Genomic DNA, 17,659 nt, shown 5'->3' with positions numbered 1-17,659 from the left:
GGGCGCTCTCGGCCGGCTCGGCGAGCTCGGCGTGTGGGTCGCCGCCTGCCAGGGCGCCGTCCCGCCGATGCCGCTCGACCACGTGCGGCTGGTGATCTTCGCCGGCGACCACGGCGTCGCGGCGCACGGTGTCTCCGCCTTCCCGTCGGCGATCACGGGTGCCATGGTGCGCACCTTCCTGGCCGGCCGCGCGGGCGTCAGCGCCCTGGCCAGCGCGCACGGTGTCGCCGTACGCGTCCTCGACCTCGGCGTCGACGAGGACTTCCCCGACCTCGACGAGGCCACCCGCGACGCCCTGACCGCGCACAAGGTCCGGCGCTCCAGCGGCGCCATCCACCTCGAGGACGCGCTCACCGCGGAGGAGACCCGCAGCGCGCTCGCCGCCGGCGCCGCCGTCGCCCGGGAGGAGATCGCCGCCGGTGCGCAGCTGCTCCTCAGCGGCGACATGGGCATCGGCAACACCACCCCCGCGGCGGCCCTCATCGCCGCCGGGCTCGGGCTCCCCGCCACGGAGGTCACCGGCCGCGGCACCGGCATCGACGACACCGCCCTGGTCCACAAGGCGCAGGTCGTGCAGAGCGCCCTCGACCGCGTGTGCGAGCGGGCGGACGACCCCGTCGAGGCGCTCGCGGCATTGGGCAGCGCCGACCTCGCCGCGACCACCGGCTACCTGCTCGAGGCGGCCCGTGCCGGCGTGCCCGTGCTGCTCGACGGGCTGATGAGCGTGGCCTGCGCCCTCACCGCCGACCGGATCGAGCCCGGCGCCGCCGCCTGGTTCGCGGCCGGGCACCGCTCGACCGAGCCCGCTCAGTCGCTCGCGCTGGAGAAGCTCGGCCTCGAGCCGCTGCTCGACCTCTCGCTCCGCCTGGGGGAGGGCTCGGGCGCCGTCGCGGCCGTCCCGGTCGTGCGCAGTGCCGTGGCGGTCCTCCGCGACGTCGCCCTGCTCTCCGAGCTCGGCGCCTGAGACTCGTCGGCCGTGCGGCTGCTCGACGCCTGGCGGCTCGCGCTCGGCACCCTGACGGTCGTCCCGGTACGGCCGCCGACCACGGTCGACCGCGCCACCGCCGGGCTCTCGATGCTGCTCGCGCCTCTCGCGGCGCTCCCGCTCGGCCTCGTCGTCGTGGCGGTCGGCGTCGGCGGCCACCTGCTCGACGCGCCGCCGCTGCTGAGCGCGGCGATCGCCGTCGCCGGCGTCGTCCTCGGCAACCGCGCCTTCCACCTCGACGGCCTCTCCGACACCGTCGACGGGCTGGCGGCCTCCTTCGAGCCGAGCCGCTCGCTGGAGGTCATGAAGTCCGGTACGTCGGGACCCGCGGGCACCGCCGCCCTCGTGCTCGTCGTGGCGATCCAGGTCATCGGCCTCGGTGCGCTGCTCGGAGGGCCGCATCCGGTCGCGGCGTCGGTCCTCGCCGGCGCTGCCGTGCTGGTCTCGCGGGCGGCGCTGCCGCTCTGCTGTGCCAGGGGGATCCCGTCGGCCCGCCCCGGCGGTCTCGGCGACACGTTCGCCGGCTCGCTGCCCCGGCCGGAGGTCGCGGTCGTCTGGCTGCTCGCCGCGGCGGTCCTCGCCGGGCTCGGCGCCTGGGCCGGCCTGGGGTGGTGGCGTGGTGGTGTCGCGGTCGCGATCGGGGCGGCGGTCGCCGGCGTACTCCTCCTGCGGACGCGCCGCCGTCTCGGGGGCGTCACCGGCGACGTCTTCGGCGCCGCCGTGGAGCTCACGCTGGCCGCCCTCCTCGCCGCCCTCGCCTAGGGTCAGCGGGTGCCGACGCGGGCGACGAAGTCGAGCAGGAGGCGGTGGAGGCGCTCGGGGTGCTCGAGCGGGATGAAGTGGGAGGCGCGCAGCTCGATGACCTCGGCGTCGGCGAGCTGCGCGGCGGCGGCGGCCATGCGGCGCGAGGAGGAGAGCAGGTCGAAGGTGCCGCCGACGAACTGCACGGGCACCCGGATCCGGCGCAGCGAGGCGAAGCGGTGCTCGGCCGAGCGGAGCGCGAGGTGGAAGTACCAGTCGACCGGAGTGGTCAGGAACTCCGCGAGCGCCATGGCGGCGAGCTCGGCGTCGGCCATCGGGCCGATCAGCTTGGTGCGGGCGAGCGTCTCGATGGTCCGCCGGCTGATCGGCAGCCGCCGGGTCAGCGGCGTCAGCACCGGCCCGACCGTGCGCAGCGTGCGCGACCAGCTCTTCGTGACCACCCGGGTCAGCGGCGACGGCAGCCCCAGCGGCCCGAGGAGGTGGGAGAAGACGTTGCCGGGAACGCCCGCCACGGCGAAGAGGCCCGACACCCGCTCGGGGTGCTCGGCGGCCAGCTCGAACATGGTGTTCACCCCGGCCGACCAGCCCACGAGCACCGTCTTGGAGATCCCGAAGGAGTCCATGACGGAGAGCGCGTCCTGCACGAAGCGGTCGATGCCGACGTCGGAGGGGTCGGCGGGGCGGTCCGAGCCGCCGGTGCCGCGGTGGTTCCACGAGACGACGCGGACGCCGCAGTCGGGCGAGAGCAGCGCGGGCCAGGACCACGCGGTGGTGGCGAGCCCGTTGCAGAGCACCACCGTGGGACCGTCGATGCGGCGATCGGGGTCGTTGGTCCAGGCGCGGATGGTGGTCCCGTCGTCGGACAGCACGTCGTAGTACGCGACCGGGGCCGCGGCGGCCGTGGCAGAGGGAGGCGTCCTCATGGCCCCATTCTGCCAGTCGAGCGCTACCCGTCGACGAGCGTCTCGTGCCCCGAGCGTGTCATGCCCACGCTCGCCGCCACGACGCACGCGATCGCGAGCCACTGGAGCGCCGAGAGCGACTCGCCGATGACCGCCAGCGCGGCCAGCGCCGCGGCCGCCGGATCGAGCGACACCAGCACGCCGAAGACCACCGGCGAGAGCGACCGCAGCGCGATCATCTCGGCCGAGTAGGGCACCACGGACGAGAGCAGTCCCACCGCCGCCCCGATGATCCAGATCCGGGTGGTGCCGAGGTCGCCGAGGTGCCCGCCGCCGGCCAGCACCGGCGTCAGGCAGACGAGCGCGACCGCCGAGGCGACGGCGAGACCGTCGACGCCGGACCAGGCCCGCCCGATCCGGGCCGTCAGCAGGATGTACGCCGCCCACAGCCCGCCCGCGACGACGGCGAAGAGCACCCCGGCGACCGTCAGATCACCGGGCTCGAAGCCGAGCAGCACGACCCCGACCGCCGCCAACCCGATCCAGACCAGGTCGGCCGCCCGCCTCGAGGTCAGCATCGCGAGGGTCAGCGGGCCGGCCAGCTCGATGGTGATGGCGATCCCGAGCGGGATCCGCTCGAAGGACTGGTAGATCGACCAGTTCATCGCCCCGAGTACGACGCCCAGCGCGAGCACCGGCCACCACTGCGCCCACGTGCGCCCGCGCACGGACGGCCGCGCCCACAGCAGGAGCACGACGGCCGAGGTCGCCAGTCGGAGCCACACGACGGTCGTCGGCGAGATCTCGTCGAAGAGCGACTTCCCGATCGCCGCGCCCAGCTGAACCGACAGCACCCCGACGATCACCAGCCCGACCGGACCGATCGCGCGGGTCGGCGGCGTGGTCACCCGGTGACGCTATCGGGCCGCGACAGAATCGTGCATGTGCGGGGTTACACGCCGACGCCGACCCCGACACGCCGGACAAGAACACACCAATGCGTGGATGTGGCCGGCGAGGCTCGTCAGCCGCCCTGCCGCTCGTGGTCGTAGTCGGGCAGCTGCACCTCGCCGGTCACCGGGTCGACCGGGCCGTAGGACGGCTCGGGGACGGTGGCGGTGATCGTCGAGCCGTCGGCGCGGATGCCGCCGACGACCGGCACCGGGCCGAGGTGGCCGGACGTCCGGGCGCCGTGGTGGGGCAGGCCGACGACCAGGGGCGCGTCGGGGCGCACGGTGTAGCCCGCCCCGCGGATCGACAGCGGCACCGTGCCGGTGCCCTCGTCCACCGAGATCTCGATCCGCTCCTCGGTCAGCTTCACGACCAGGCGGGTGTCGCGCCAGCGCACCCGGAAGACCAGCTCGTCCCACTCCTCCGGCAGTCGCGGGTCGAAGGCCAGCTGCCCGCCGAAGTCGCGCATGCCGCCGAACCCGAAGGTCAGCGCCGACCACACGCCGCCGGTCGAGGCGACGTGCATCCCGTCGACGGTGTTGCCGTGGAGGTTGCCGAGGTCGACGTAGAGGGCGTCGTAGAAGTAGCGCAGCGCCACCTCGTGGTAGCCCACCTCCGCGGCGATGATCGACTGCGCGACCGCCGAGAGGGTGGAGTCGCCGGTGGTGATCGGGTCGTAGTACTCGAAGTCCGCGCGCTTCTGCTCCATCGTGAAGCGGTCGCCCTGGAGGAAGAGCGCCATCACGACGTCGGCCTGCTTGAGCACCTGGAACCGGTAGATCACCAGCGGGTGGTAGTGCAGCAGCAGCGGCCGCAGGTCCGCGGGCGTGTTCGGCAGGTCCCAGACCTCGCGGTCGAGGAACGAGTCGTCCTGGGGGTGGATGCCCAGCCCCTCGTCGTACGGGATCCGCATGGACTCGGCGCAGCGGCTCCACTCGGCGACCTCGTCGTCGGTGAGGTGGAGCCGGCCGGCGATCTGGCGGTAGTCCTCCGGCGCGGTCGCCTTGATGAAGTTGACCGCGTGCACCGCCTGCTCGAGGTTGAACCGCGCCATCACGTTGGTGAAGAGGTTGTTGTTGACGACGGTCGTGTACTCGTCGGGCCCCGTGACGCCGTGGATGTGGAAGGACTCCTCGCCGCCGAGGGGCGACTGGCGCCAGAAGCCGAGGTCGGCCCACATCCGGGACGTCTCGACGAGGATGTCGATGCCCTCGCGGATGAGGAAGCCGGTGTCGCCGGTGGCGGCGACGTACTTGACGATCGCGTAGACCACGTCGGCGTCGATGTGGACCTGCGCCGTGCCGGCCGCGTAGTAGGCCGACGCCTCCTCGCCGTTGATGGTGCGCCAGGGGAAGAGCGCCCCCTTCTGCGCGACCTCGACCGCTCGCTCGCGTGCCGCCGGCAGCATCACCGAGCGGAAGTGCAGCACGTTCCGCGCCAGCGCGGGCTGGGTGTAGGTGAGGAACGGCACGACGTAGATCTCGGTGTCCCAGAAGTAGTGCCCCTCGTAGCCCGAGCCGGTCACCCCCTTGGCGGGCACGCCGATGCCGTCGGCGCGGGCCGACGCCTGCGCGACGGTGAACAGGTTGAACCGGATCGCCTGCTGTACGGCGGCGAACCGCTCGTCCGGGCCGGCGACGGTGACGTCGCTGGCGGCCCAGAAGTCGGACCACCAGCGCCGCTGCTCCTCGGCGAGGCGGGCGACGCCGAGGCCCGCGGCGCGGTCGAGGGTGCGGTCGCAGCGGTCGGAGAGCTCGCGCACCGGGACGCCGCGCGAGGAGTGGTAGGCCACGATCTTGTCGAGCCGGAGCGTCGTCCCCTCGGTCGCGTCGACCCGGAAGACCATCTTGGTGCGGTCGTCGTCGGCGCGCACGATGGTGTCGACCTGGTCGCGGGTGGTGAGGTGATGGTCGGCGGCGACCGCGATCGTCATCCCCGACTTGGCCGCCTCGTAGCCGAGCAGCATCCGGTCGTCGTGCGCGTACGACATCCGCGGCAGCAGCACGCGCTCGTCGAAGGCCGCCGCCTTGCGCGGATCCGAGCCCTGCGCGTCGGGGCTGTTGCGGTGGTGGTACTCGTCGCGGCCGTCCTGCCGGTTGAGCAGCTGGGAGGAGATGACCAGGGGAGCGTCGCCGGAGAGCATCGTGACCTCGAGCGTCATCACCGCGAGGTGGCGCTGGGTCATGGAGACCATGCGGCTGGAGTCGATCTTGACCCGCTTGCCGCTCGGCGTACGCCAGACGAGGCTGCGCCGCAGGATGCCGTCGCGGAAGTCCAGCGTCCGCTCGTAGGCCTCCAGGTCGGAGGTGCCGAAGGTCAGCGGCTCGTCGTCGACGTAGATCTTCATGACCTTCGCGTCCGGCGCGTTGACGATCGTCTGGCCCGTCTTGGCGAAGCCGAACGCGTTCTCGGCATGCCGGATCGGCCAGGTCTCGTGGAAGCCGTTGACGAAGGTGCCGTGGGCGAAGCTCGGCCGGCCCTCCTCGGGGTTGCCGCGCATGCCGAGATAGCCGTTGGCGACCGAGAAGAGCGTCTCGGTCAGGCCGGGGTCCTCGGTGGAGGTGGAGGTCTCGATCAGCCGCCAGGGATCGACGGGGAAGCGAGCGCGGTCGATGGGGTCGGGCCCGTCGGCCTCGCGGCGGCTCATCGCCTCGCCTCCGTGGCGCCGGGAGCGTCGGCCGGGATCAGCTGGGCGAGATCCTGGACGAGTACGTCGGCGCCGGCGGCCAGCAGGGCGTCGCCCGCTCCGCGGTCGACCCCGATGGTGAGGCCGAAGTGGCCGGCCCTCCCGGCCGCGACTCCGCTCACCGCGTCCTCGAGCACCACCGACGAGGCGGCGTCGGCGCCGAGCACCTGGGCCGCGTAGAGGAAGGTGTCGGGGTTCGGCTTGCCCGGCAGGCCCAGCTCGCGGGCGACGTTGCCGTCGACGATCGTCTCGAAGCGGTCGAGGAGACCAGCGGCCCGGAGCACCGTGGGGGCGTTGGCCGAGGAGCTCACCACGGCCTGCTTGATGCCGAGACCGCCGAGGTGGTCGATCAGCCGGACCGAGCCGGGATAGGCCTCGACGCCGTCGCGCTCCAGCACCTCGTTGACGCGTCGGTTCTTCTCGTCGCCCAGCCGGATCACCTCGGACTCGTCCAGGTGGATGCCGCGCGAGGCGAGGAAGTCCCGCACCCCGTCGTACCGCGGCTTGCCGTCGACCCACGTGTGGTAGTCCGCGTCGGTGAACGGAGCCTGGGCCTCCTCGGCCGGTCGCGTGGCCAGATAGGCGTCGAACATCTCCGCCCACGCCCGCATGTGGACCAGGGCGGTGGGCGTCACCACCCCGTCCAGATCGAAGAGAACAGCCTTGTACGTCGTCCAGTCGGGTACGCCCGTCGCCGTCATGCGGCCAGGCTATCGACCGCTCAAGGTCGCTGTCAGCGGCGCGGCGTACCCTTGTTTCCATGCCTGTCCTCCGCTCCGCCACCTCGACCTCGGGCCGCAACATGGCCGGTGCTCGCGCGCTGTGGCGCGCCACCGGCATGACCGACGACGACTTCGGCAAGCCGATCGTCGCGATCGCGAACTCCTTCACCGAGTTCGTGCCCGGGCACGTGCACCTGCGCGACCTCGGCAAGATCGTGGCCGAGCAGGTCGCGGCGGCCGGCGGGGTGGCCAAGGAGTTCAACACCATCGCCGTCGACGACGGCATCGCGATGGGCCACGCGGGCATGCTCTACAGCCTGCCGAGCCGCGAGCTCATCGCCGACGCGGTGGAGTACATGGTGGAGGCGCACCGCGCCGACGCCCTCGTCTGCATCTCCAACTGCGACAAGATCACCCCCGGGATGCTCATGGCCGCGCTGCGGCTCAACATCCCGGTCGTCTTCGTCTCCGGCGGCCCGATGGAGGCCGGCAAGACCCAGGCCATCGAGGGGATCGTCCACTCCAAGCTCGACCTCGTCGACGCGATGGTGCTCGCGGTCAACGAGAACGTCACCGACGAGCAGCTCGACGTCGTGGAGCGCAGCGCGTGTCCCACGTGCGGCTCGTGCAGCGGCATGTTCACCGCCAACTCGATGAACTGCCTGACCGAGGCCATCGGCCTCAGCCTCCCCGGCAACGGCTCGACGCTGGCGACCCACGCCAAGCGCCGCGCGCTCTTCGAGGAGGCCGGCCGCCTGGTCGTCGAGCTCTGCAAGCGCTACTACGACGAGGACGACGAGTCGGTCCTGCCGCGCAACATCGCCACCCATGAGGCCTTCGAGAACGCCTTCGCGCTCGACGTCGCCATGGGCGGCTCCACCAACACCGTGCTGCACCTGCTGGCCGCGGCCCGCGAGGCCGGGATGACCTTCAGCGTCGACGACATCGACGCCGTCTCGCGGCGCGTGCCGTGCCTGAGCAAGGTCGCGCCCAACACCCCGAAGTACCACATGGAGGACGTCCACCGCGCCGGCGGCATCCCCGCGCTGCTCGGCGAGCTCAACCGCGGCGGCCTGCTCAACAAGGAGGTCCACTCCGTCCACTCCCTGAGCCTCCAGGAGTGGCTCGACGAGTGGGACATCCGCGGTGGCAAGGCCTCCGACACGGCGCTCGACCTGTTCAAGGCCGCCCCCGGCGGCGTGCGGACGACGCAGGCCTTCTCCACCGAGAACGAGTGGGCCACCCTCGACGTCGACCAGGCCGACGGCTGCATCCGCGACATCGAGCACGCCTACACCAAGGACGGCGGCCTCGCGATCCTCAAGGGCAACCTCGCTCCCGACGGCTGCGTCGTGAAGACCGCGGGCGTGCCCGAGGAGATCTGGCGGTTCACGGGCACGGCCATCGTGTTCGAGTCCCAGGACGACGCCGTCGAGGGCATCCTGAGGAAGGACGTCACGGAGGGTCACGTGGTCGTGATCCGCTACGAGGGCCCCAAGGGCGGCCCCGGCATGCAGGAGATGCTCTACCCGACCTCCTACCTCAAGGGTCTCGGGCTCGGCCAGAAGTGCGCGCTGCTCACCGACGGCCGCTTCAGCGGCGGTACGTCGGGCCTCTCCATCGGCCACGTCAGCCCGGAGGCGGCGGGCGGCGGCGCCATCGCGCTCGTCGAGGACGGTGACCAGATCACCATCGACATCCCGGGCCGCTCGATCACCCTCGACGTCGACCAGCTGGTGCTCGACCAGCGTCGGGCGGCGCAGGAGAAGCGGGACAAGCCGTTCACGCCGGCCACCCGCGAGCGCTTCGTCTCCGGTGCCCTGCGGGCCTATGCGTCGATGGCCACCGCGGCCTCCGACGGCGCCTACCGCCGCGTTCCTGAGTGATCCGACGACGCGAGCGCTGGCGGATCGCCGGCATCGGGGTCTGCGTCCTCGGACTGGTCCTGCTCGCCATCTGGGCGACGCGCATCGAGCCCCTCGGCGCCCGTGACGGCACCGCGAGGCCCACGCACACCGTGACGGTGACGCCCAGTCCCGCCGCCACCGCGGTCCCGCCCACGACCGACGCTCCGCCCGCGACCGCGACCGCGCCCACGGTCACGACACCTGCGCCGCAGCCGGCGCTGCTGCCGGGCGGCCGCTCGCGGATCTTCGAGGGCGACCCGCTGCTGGTCGCCTACTACGGCACCGCGGGCACCGGTGCGCTCGGCGTGCTGGGGGAGCGGCGTCCCGACGTCAGCGACGCCCGGCTGCGTCGGGAGGCGGCCCACTTCCGCAGCCTCGGCCGGCCGATCCAGACCGTCTACGAGCTGATCGTCACCGTCGCCGACTCCTATCCCGGCAAGGACGGCGACTACAGCCACGACATCAAGCGGAGGCAGGTCCGGGAGTGGATCGCCGCCGCCCACCGGCACGACGCGCTGGTGATCCTCGACCTGCAGCCCGGGCGCAGCGACTTCCTCGAGGTCGCGCGCCGCTGGGCATGGGCGCTCGCCGACCCGTGGGTCGGCCTCGCCATCGACCCGGAGTGGAGGGTGCACGGCGGGGAGCGGCCGGGCCGGGTGATCGGTCACGTCGACGCCGCCGAGGTCAACGAGGTCTCCGGCTGGCTCTCCCGCTTCACGACCAGCCGCGGCCTGCCGGAGAAGGTGTTCATGCTCCACCAGTTCCGCAACCGCATGGTCCGCCGCGCCGACCGCATCCGCGCGCGCCCCGGCCTCGCGATGATCCAGCACGTCGACGGCTTCGGCACCCGCGGCGAGAAGCTGGCGACGTACCACCTCGTCGCTCGCCCGAAGCAGTTCTCGATGGGCTTCAAGCTCTTCTACGACGAGGACGTACGCCGGATGGGACCCAAGGCGGTCAAGCGGATCCGGCCACGCGTGCGCTTCATCAGCTTCCAGTAGCCAGGCTTCTGCGGGCAGGCCGATGTAGGGTTACATCATGAGCCATCGGACGCAGGTCATCCTCGAGGACGCGCAGTACGCGCGCCTCAAGGCGGAGTCGGCACGGACCGGGCTCGGGCTGGGCGAGCTGGTGCGCCGAGCCGTCGATGAGACGTACCCCGGCAAGCTCTCGATCGAGGAGAAGCTCGCGATCATCGACAAATACGCGGGAGCCTTCGCGGGTCCTGAATACGACATCCTCGACGAGATCGCGGCACGTCGGATCGGCCCCAGTGCGGCCGAGCGCCTTGAGCAGTTGTGGGGGCCGGGTGACGGTCGTCCTTGACACCACGGTGCTGATCGACTGGCTCCGTGATCGGGCGGGTGCTCGGGCGGCGTTGCATGGTCTGGTCGCGAGCGGGGAGCTCGTGACGGCGTCGGTCGTCACTCGGACGGAGGTGCTGACCGGGCTGCGGTCCTCGGAGCGGCGAGACTACGACGAGGTCCTACGCGTGCCGGAATGGATCACGGTGAGCGAGGACATCGCCGAGCTCGCGGGCGAGTGGAACCACCGCTTCCTCCGCTCCCACACATCGATCGGGCTGGGCGACTATCTTGTCGCCGCCACAGCTCAGACGCTCGGCGCGAAGCTCTGGACCCACAACGTCAAGCACTTCCCGATGTTCCCCGACCTCGAGCGGCCCTACTGATGGCGAGCGAGCTGCCCGTCGGGGAGGTCGTCGAGGGCTGGGCGCCACGGCCGGGCGCGGAGCGCATCGGCCTCGAGGGGCGCCACGTCACGCTCAAGCCGCTGACCAGCGCCCACTTCGCCGACCTCTACGACGCCACCTGCGGCAACCCCGGCGACGCGGAGCGGTGGACCTACCTCCCGGCCGAGATGCCCGGCAGCCGGCAGGCGCTGTGGATGCTGCTCGCCGGCACCCTCGAGGTGGAGCCGGCGACGTTCGCCGTCGTGCCCCACGCCGGTCCGCGGGCAGGGAGGCCGGCCGGCTTCCTGAGCCTGATGAACGTCGTGCCGGCGCACGGGTCGATGGAGGTGGGCGGGATCTGCCTCGGCGCTGACCTGCAGCGGACGACGGCCGCGACCGAGGCGATCCACCTGCTGCAGTCCTACGCCTTCGACGAGCTGGGCTACCGCCGCTTCGAGTGGAAGTGCAACGCGCTCAACGCGCCGTCCCGCCGGGCGGCCGAGCGGTTCGGCTTCGCCTACGAGGGAACCTTCCGCAACCACCTGGTGGTGAAGGGCCGCAACCGGGACACCGCGTGGTTCTCGATCACCGACGCGGAGTGGCCGGCCATCCGGCGTACGCAGGAGGCGTGGCTGGCGCCGGAGAACTTCGACGCCGACGGACGACAGCGGCAGTCACTGTCCTCGTTCGCCTGACGAGACCGATTTGCTCACATGTCGGGACGCCGTGCGACACTGAGATGACGGATCTGTTGCCGGGGGAGTAGCCTGACGCCCATGCGCCTGGACATTCTCGTACGCACACGACGCGCCCACTGATCCACCCAGCGAGCGCGTCTCCCTCCGTTGCCTGATGGCCGGAGGGTTTTTTGTTGCGTACGGCAGGCAGAACGACCGGCTAGCGAGCCGGCAGAACCACGAGGAAGAGACATGAGCGACATCAGCGGGGCCCAGAGCCTGGTGACCTCCCTGGAGGCGGCCGGGGTCGACACCATCTTCGGCATCCCGGGTGGGGCGATCCTCCCGGCCTACGACCCCCTCTTCGACTCGAGCATCCGCCACATCCTCGTGCGCCACGAGCAGGGTGCCGGCCACGCCGCCGAGGGCTACGCCGCGGCGACCGGCAAGGTCGGCGTCTGCATGGCGACCTCGGGCCCGGGCGCGACCAACCTCGTCACGCCGATCGCCGACGCCTACATGGACTCCGTCCCGATGGTCGCGATCACCGGTCAGGTGGGGGAGAGCCTCATCGGCACCGACGCCTTCCAGGAGGCGGACATCCGCGGCATCACGATGCCGATCACCAAGCACAACTTCCTCGTCACCGACCCCGACGAGATCCCGCAGCGGATCGCGGAGGCCTTCCACCTCGCCTCCACCGGCCGCCCCGGCCCGGTCCTGGTCGACGTCACCAAGTCGGCGCTCCAGGCGACGACGACCTTCCGCTGGCCGACCGAGCTCCAGCTGCCCGGCTACCGCCCGGTGACCAAGCCCCACGCCAAGCAGATCCGCGAGGCGGCCAAGCTGATCCTCGCCTCCAAGAAGCCCGTCCTGTACGTCGGCGGCGGCACCATCCGCTCCGGCGCCCACCGCGAGCTGCGCAAGCTGGCCGAGCTCACCGGCATCCCGGTCGTCACCACGCTGATGGCCCGCGGCGCCTTCCCCGACAGCCACCCCCAGCACCTCGGCATGCCCGGCATGCACGGCAGCGTCGCCGCGGTGGCCGGCCTGCAGAAGTCCGATCTCATCATCAGCCTGGGCGCGCGGTTCGACGACCGCGTGACCGGCGACCTGGCGACCTTCGCGCCCAAGGCGCTGGTCATCCACGCCGACATCGACCCTGCCGAGATCGGCAAGAACCGCCACGCGGACGTCCCGATCGTCGGCGACATCCGCGAGGTGATCGCCGACCTGCTCGTCGCGCTCGAGGCCGAGCGCGCGGCGGGCCGGCAGGGTGACTACGAGTCCTGGGTCGCCTACGTGGCCGGGATCAAGGCGTCGTACCCGCTCGGCTACGACCTGCCGGCCGAGGGGCTCTCCCCGCAGTACGTCATCGAGCGGCTCGGCCGGATCGCCGGTCCGGAGGCGATCTACGTCGGCGGCGTGGGCCAGCACCAGATGTGGGCCGCGCAGTTCATCAGCTACGAGCACCCGCGCACCTGGCTCAACTCCGGCGGCGCCGGGACCATGGGCTACTCGGTGCCCGCGGCGATGGGGGCCAAGGTCGGCCGCCCCGACGCGACCGTCTGGTCGATCGACGGCGACGGCTGCTTCCAGATGACCAACCAGGAGCTCGCCACCTGCGCGATCGAGGGCATCCCGATCAAGGTCGCCGTCGTCAACAACGACAACCTCGGCATGGTCCGCCAGTGGCAGACGCTCTTCTACAACGAGCGCTACTCCAACACCAACCTCCAGAGTCATATCGCCCGCGGCGCCGGCATCACTCGCGTCCCGGACTTCCCGAAGCTCGCCGAGGCCTACGGCTGCGTCGGCCTCGCGTGCGACTCCGTCGAGGACGTCGACGCGACCATCGAGAAGGCGATGGAGATCAACGACGTCCCCGTCGTCGTCGACTTCCGGGTCAACAAGGACGCCATGGTGTGGCCGATGATCGCCGGCGGCGCCAGCAACGACGAGATCCAGTACGCGCGCGACCTCGCGCCCACGTTCGACGAGGACGACCTGTGAGCGAAGCGCGCAGCTGCGGCGGATCGCAGCCCACATCCGACCCGCACCGTGCAGGTGCGCTGCGAGCGAACGGACGATACTGATGGCAGCCAACGACGCCGTGACCAGCGGCCGCCACACCCTGTCGGTGCTCGTCGAGGACCGCCCGGGCGTGCTCGCCCGCGTGTCGGCGCTCTTCAGCCGCCGCGGCTTCAACATCGAGTCCCTGGCGGTCGGCCCGACCGAGCACGTCGGCATCTCCCGGATGACGATCGTCGTCAACGTCAAGGACACCCCGCTCGAGCAGGTGACCAAGCAGCTCAACAAGCTGGTCGAGGTCATCAAGATCGTCGAGCTCGAGCAGGGCCAGGCCGTCCAGCGCGAGCTGCTGCTCGTCAAGGTGGCCGCGACGGTCGAGACGCGCGGGCAGGTGCTCGACACCGTCCAGCTCTTCCGCGCGAAGGTGATCGACGTCGCGCCCGACGCCGTCACGATCCAGATCACCGGCAACTCGGCCAAGCTGGCCGACTTCCTCCGCGTGCTCGAGCCTTTCGGCATCCGCGAGCTCGTCCAGTCCGGCATGGTCGCCATCGGCCGCGGCTCGCGCTCCATCTCCGAGCGCTCGGCCCGCCCCGTCGCCGTACCGGCTCCTCCCGCAGCCAGCTGAACCACCCACTTCTCATCGCAGACCCCAACAAGAAGGAGAGCCCTCGTGGCTGAGATCTACTACGACGACGACGCCGACCTGAGCCTGATCCAGGCGAAGAAGGTCGCGGTCATCGGCTACGGCAGCCAGGGCCACGCCCACGCGCTCAACCTGCGCGACTCCGGCGTCGACGTCCGCATCGGCCTCAAGACCGGCTCGAAGTCTGTTCCCAAGGCCGAGGACGCCGGCTTCACCGTCGGCACCCCGTCCGAGGTCGCCGAGTGGGCCGACGTCATCGTCATCCTGGCCCCCGACCAGCACCAGCGCGGCCTGTACGCCGACGACCTCGCCGCCCACGTCACCGCGGGCAAGACGCTGGTCTTCGGCCACGGCTTCAACATTCGCTTCGGCTACATCGTCGCCCCCGAGGGCGTCGACGTCATCCTCGTCGCGCCGAAGGCGCCCGGCCACACCGTCCGTCGCGAGTACGTCGCCGGCCGCGGCATCCCGGACATCATCGCCGTCGAGCAGGACGCCTCCGGCTCGGCCTGGGACCTCGCGAAGTCCTACGCGAAGGGCATCGGCGGCACCCGCGCCGGCGTCATCAAGACCACCTTCACCGAGGAGACCGAGACCGACCTCTTCGGCGAGCAGGCCGTGCTGTGCGGTGGTGTCTCGCACCTCGTCCAGGCGGGCTTCGAGACCCTGACCGAGGCCGGCTACCAGCCCGAGATCGCCTACTTCGAGGTGCTCCACGAGCTCAAGCTCATCGTCGACCTGATGTGGGAGGGCGGCATCGCCAAGCAGCGCTGGTCGGTCTCCGACACCGCCGAGTACGGCGACTACGTCTCCGGCCCGCGCGTGATCACGCCCGCCACCAAGGAGTCGATGCAGGCGATCCTGTCCGACATCCAGGACGGCACCTTCGCCAAGCGCTTCATCGCCGACCAGGACAACGGCGGCGCCGAGTTCCTCAAGCTCCGCGAGGAGGAGGCCCAGCACTCCATCGAGGCCACCGGCAAGGTCCTCCGCAGCCACTTCTCCTGGAAGCAGCAGGACGCCGACTACACCGACGGAAGCGCCGCGAGGTAACGAGCCTCGCCCGTCTGTGGGCAGGGGGTCATTCCGGCGGACGGAATGACCCCCTGCCCACGTCCCGGGTCCGCGCCGGCGGCGCGCGCCCGGGGAGCGCCCTTCGTCGCGTGCTGACGGCGGGTCGCGGGGCGTGCTCAGGCGGCGAGGGGGTCGACGGACCGGAGGGCGCGGTAGCTCTCGGCGCTGAGCAGGAGGGTCGCGATCCGGCCGTCGAGCTCGAGCGCGACCCAGCTCCGCGGGTCGCCGGGGTGCTGGAAGCGGGTGAGGACGAGCTCGCGCGGCTGTGCCTCCGGGCGCCCGATCCGCGGGCGTGCGGCGATGACCGCGACGGAGACGCCCGCGCTGCGATGCGCCCGATCCTCGGGCTGGTCGTCCTCGGCGTGGTCGCGGGCGCACCACACGGGGCAGGGCTCGGTGAGCCACGTGGGCGGACTCTTCATGGCGCTCCTCGTTCGTTCGTGGGACGAGGCTAGGCGTGGCCACCGACACTCCGCCGGCTCTCGGCCCGGCCACCGAAATAGCCATCTAAAGATGGTCATACCGAGTGCTGCTCGACGGAACGCTTGGTGCCATGTCCCGGCGCCCGTCACCTCCCACCTGGGAGGAGTTCGCGCGGGAGCTCGGGCACAACCTGAAGCGCGCGCGGCAGGCGAGGGGGCTCAGCCAGGAGCGGGTCGCCTTCGCGGCCGGGATCTCCGGCTTCACCTATCAGAAGTTCGAGAAGGGCGAGTCCCGGCCGGGCGCGCCGATGAATCCGCGGCTCACCACGCTGGTGGCGCTGAGTCAGGTCCTCGAGGTCTCGATCGTCGACCTGCTCCCCACGTCCCTCCCGGACGCCACCGCCGGCCGCTGAGCGGAACAGAACCGCCCCGCGCGGCGTTCTGGGGGCATGCGCATCGAGGTGTGGAGTGACGTCGTCTGTCCGTGGTGCTACATCGGGAAGCGGCGGCTGGAGACGGCGCTGAGCGGCTTCGAGCACGGCGACGAGGTCGAGGTGGTGTGGCACTCGTTCCAGCTCGACCCGACGGCTCCGCGCGATGGCGGCGGCGAGACGGTCGCCGCGCACCTGGCCGCCAGGTACGGCATGAGCGAGCAGCAAGCGCACGAGATGCAGCAGCGGGTGACCGATCTCGCCGCGGCCGAGGGGATGACGTGGAACCACCACGCGTCGCCGTACGTGAACACGGTCGACGCCCACCGCCTCCTCCACTTCGCAGGCCACGTCGGCGGTCCCGCGCTGGCCGCTGCCCTCAAGGAGCGACTGCTCGAGGCCTACTTCGTCCACGCCCGCAACGTCGCCGACCACGGCGTCCTGGCCGAGCTGGCCGTCGCCGAGGGCCTCGACCCGCAGCGGGTCGACGACGTCCTCGCGAGCGACGAGTTCGCCGACGAGGTCGCCGCCGACCGGGCTCAGGCCCAGGCGTACGGCGCCACCGGCGTGCCCTTCTTCGTCCTCGACGGTCGCTACGGCATCTCCGGGGCCCAGCCGACGGAGGTCTTCGCCCAGGCGATCGCGCAGGCGTGGAACGAGTCCCATCCCGTGCTCGCCACCCTCGGCGGCGACGCGGCCGACGGCGCGTGCGGTCCGGAGGGCTGCGCGCTCTGAGCCCGAGGTCGGCGCTCGATAGAGAAGCGATGTAGTCAAGTTAGCCTTACCTAAGGTAGGGTGGCGGCTCGTGCTCCCCACCTTCGTGATCGGACTGCGAGAGGGCCTCGAGGCCGTCCTCATCGTGACGATCGTGGCGACCTTCCTCCGCCAGAACGGCGCCCGGCTCCGCGGGCTGTGGATCGGGGTCGCCGCCGGGGTGGCCCTCTCGATCGCCGTCGGCGTCGTGCTCGACCTCGTGGAGCAGAGCCTCCCGCAGGCCGAGCAGGAGGCGCTCGAGACCGTCATCGGCGCAGTCGCCGTCGTCTTCGTCACCGGCATGATCCTGTGGATGCGCGGTCACGCGCGCACGATGAAGCGCGAGCTGGAGGCCCACGCCGCCGACGCGCTGGCGACCGGGACCACGACCGCGCTCGCGGTCATGGCGTTCCTCGCCGTCCTCCGCGAGGGCTTCGAGACGGCGGTCTTCCTGCTCGCGACCTTCCAGCACGCCACCAGTGCGCCGACCGCCGTCTCCGGCGCCGTGCTCGGCATCGCCTCGGCGATCGTGCTCGGCTGGCTGATGTTCGCCGGCGGCGTGCGGATCAACCTCCAGCGATTCTTCACGATCACCGGCCTCTTCCTCGTCTTCGTCGCCGCCGGGCTGGTCCTCTTCGCGTTCCGCACCGCCCACGAGGCCGGCTGGGTCAACGTCGGCCAGGGCCGCACCGTCGACCTCTCCTGGCTCGCCCCGAACGGCTCGGTGCGCAGCGCGCTCGTGACGGGCGTGCTGGGGATCCCCGCAGATCCCCGCGTCGTCGAGGTGCTCGCCTGGGCGGCGTACCTCGTGCCGATGCTCGCCCTCATGCTCTGGCCGGCCTCGCGCCTGCCCGGCCACGCGACCGCTCAGCGGCTCCGGGTCGGGGGAGCGGCCGTGGCGGCCGTCGCCGCGGTCGCGCTCCTGCTCGCGGTCCCCATGCCGAGCAGGAGCGCGACCGCGGCGACGGCCGCCACGGCCGCTCCCCCGACCCGGAGCCGCTGAGCGGTCGCGTGGCCGGG

18 protein-coding genes are annotated in these 17,659 nt (G+C 71.7%); 13 read left to right on the top strand and 5 right to left on the bottom strand.

Annotated features, from left to right (window positions below; genetic code table 11):
• Positions 1-964, top strand: a 964-nt coding sequence (gene cobT, locus QM572_RS07915; protein ID WP_415091799.1) for a nicotinate-nucleotide--dimethylbenzimidazole phosphoribosyltransferase, incomplete at its 5' end; no start/stop codon positions are given.
• 12 nt (positions 965-976) lie between these two features.
• Entirely contained in the window at positions 977-1,747 is a 771-nt protein-coding gene (locus QM572_RS07910) for an adenosylcobinamide-GDP ribazoletransferase (RefSeq protein WP_415091797.1), read from the top strand.
• A gap of 2 nt (positions 1,748-1,749) precedes the next feature.
• Here the strand turns inward: QM572_RS07910 and QM572_RS07905 are convergent, their stop codons facing one another.
• From QM572_RS07905 to QM572_RS07890, 4 genes are all read right to left on the bottom strand, one after another.
• Positions 1,750-2,670 carry an alpha/beta fold hydrolase gene (locus QM572_RS07905; protein ID WP_415091795.1) on the bottom strand — a complete coding sequence of 307 codons (921 nt, stop codon included), beginning with the start codon at positions 2,668-2,670 and terminating at the stop codon, positions 1,750-1,752.
• A gap of 23 nt (positions 2,671-2,693) precedes the next feature.
• Positions 2,694-3,557, bottom strand: coding sequence for an EamA family transporter (locus QM572_RS07900; RefSeq protein ID WP_415091793.1), 864 nt, complete (start codon positions 3,555-3,557; stop codon positions 2,694-2,696).
• A 116-nt stretch (positions 3,558-3,673) separates the two neighbouring features.
• Entirely contained in the window at positions 3,674-6,247 is a 2,574-nt protein-coding gene (locus QM572_RS07895) for a glycoside hydrolase family 65 protein (protein WP_415091791.1), read from the bottom strand.
• Positions 6,244-6,987: a beta-phosphoglucomutase family hydrolase gene (locus tag QM572_RS07890; protein ID WP_415091789.1), complete on the bottom strand. Its 744-nt coding sequence runs from the start codon at positions 6,985-6,987 to the stop codon at positions 6,244-6,246. Before QM572_RS07890 ends, QM572_RS07895 begins: the two co-directional genes overlap by 4 nt.
• A 59-nt stretch (positions 6,988-7,046) precedes the next feature.
• Here QM572_RS07890 and ilvD point away from each other — a divergent pair, with 59 nt between their 5' ends.
• The 8 genes from ilvD (at position 7,047) to ilvC (ending at position 15,012) form a co-directional block, all read left to right on the top strand.
• A complete protein-coding gene (gene ilvD / locus QM572_RS07885) occupies positions 7,047-8,894 on the top strand; it encodes a dihydroxy-acid dehydratase (RefSeq protein ID WP_415091787.1) in 1,848 nt (615 codons plus the stop codon).
• Positions 8,891-9,916 (top strand): hypothetical protein, encoded by a 1,026-nt coding sequence (locus tag QM572_RS07880; protein ID WP_415091785.1) that lies wholly within the window; start codon positions 8,891-8,893, stop codon positions 9,914-9,916. Before ilvD ends, QM572_RS07880 begins: the two co-directional genes overlap by 4 nt.
• A 37-nt stretch (positions 9,917-9,953) precedes the next feature.
• Positions 9,954-10,241: a hypothetical protein gene (locus QM572_RS07875; protein WP_415091783.1), complete on the top strand. Its 288-nt coding sequence runs from the start codon at positions 9,954-9,956 to the stop codon at positions 10,239-10,241.
• Positions 10,225-10,605 carry a type II toxin-antitoxin system VapC family toxin gene (locus tag QM572_RS07870; RefSeq protein WP_415091781.1) on the top strand — a complete coding sequence of 127 codons (381 nt, stop codon included), beginning with the start codon at positions 10,225-10,227 and terminating at the stop codon, positions 10,603-10,605. Before QM572_RS07875 ends, QM572_RS07870 begins: the two co-directional genes overlap by 17 nt.
• Positions 10,605-11,300, top strand: a complete 696-nt coding sequence (locus QM572_RS07865; protein ID WP_415091779.1) for a GNAT family N-acetyltransferase — start codon at positions 10,605-10,607, stop codon at positions 11,298-11,300. The genes QM572_RS07870 and QM572_RS07865 overlap by 1 nt, the downstream gene beginning before the upstream one ends.
• A gap of 234 nt (positions 11,301-11,534) precedes the next feature.
• Positions 11,535-13,295 (top strand): acetolactate synthase large subunit, encoded by a 1,761-nt coding sequence (locus tag QM572_RS07860; RefSeq protein ID WP_415091777.1) that lies wholly within the window; start codon positions 11,535-11,537, stop codon positions 13,293-13,295.
• An 82-nt stretch (positions 13,296-13,377) separates the two neighbouring features.
• On the top strand, positions 13,378-13,941 hold the full coding sequence (ilvN, locus tag QM572_RS07855) for an acetolactate synthase small subunit (protein WP_415091775.1): 564 nt from the start codon (positions 13,378-13,380) through the stop codon (positions 13,939-13,941).
• 45 nt (positions 13,942-13,986) lie between these two features.
• Entirely contained in the window at positions 13,987-15,012 is a 1,026-nt protein-coding gene (gene ilvC, locus QM572_RS07850) for a ketol-acid reductoisomerase (RefSeq protein ID WP_415091773.1), read from the top strand.
• Between the two features lie 137 nt (positions 15,013-15,149).
• Here ilvC and QM572_RS07845 read toward each other — a convergent pair whose 3' ends face one another.
• The gene (locus QM572_RS07845; RefSeq protein ID WP_415091771.1) at positions 15,150-15,455 is read right to left on the bottom strand and encodes a DUF6907 domain-containing protein; all 306 of its coding nucleotides are present in this window, start codon (positions 15,453-15,455) and stop codon (positions 15,150-15,152) included.
• Positions 15,456-15,586: 131 nt separating this feature from the next.
• On the opposite strand from QM572_RS07845, the gene QM572_RS07840 reads away from it, so the two are divergent.
• The 3 genes from QM572_RS07840 to efeU all read left to right on the top strand — a co-directional run bounded on the left by QM572_RS07840 (position 15,587) and on the right by efeU (position 17,642).
• Complete coding sequence (locus tag QM572_RS07840; protein ID WP_415091769.1) at positions 15,587-15,868, top strand: helix-turn-helix domain-containing protein; 282 nt, start codon at positions 15,587-15,589, stop codon at positions 15,866-15,868.
• A 36-nt stretch (positions 15,869-15,904) separates the two neighbouring features.
• The gene (locus QM572_RS07835) at positions 15,905-16,621 is read left to right on the top strand and encodes a DsbA family oxidoreductase (RefSeq protein WP_415091767.1); all 717 of its coding nucleotides are present in this window, start codon (positions 15,905-15,907) and stop codon (positions 16,619-16,621) included.
• Between the two features lie 70 nt (positions 16,622-16,691).
• Complete coding sequence (gene efeU, locus QM572_RS07830) at positions 16,692-17,642, top strand: iron uptake transporter permease EfeU (protein WP_415091765.1); 951 nt, start codon at positions 16,692-16,694, stop codon at positions 17,640-17,642.
• The last annotated feature ends 17 nt before the right edge of the window (positions 17,643-17,659 follow it).

The organism is Nocardioides sp. (assembly GCF_047607365.1).
Classification (GTDB): domain Bacteria; phylum Actinomycetota; class Actinomycetes; order Propionibacteriales; family Nocardioidaceae; genus Nocardioides.
The sequence above is the reverse complement of the archived record's forward strand: the minus strand, read 5'-3'. Positions and strand labels throughout refer to the sequence as shown.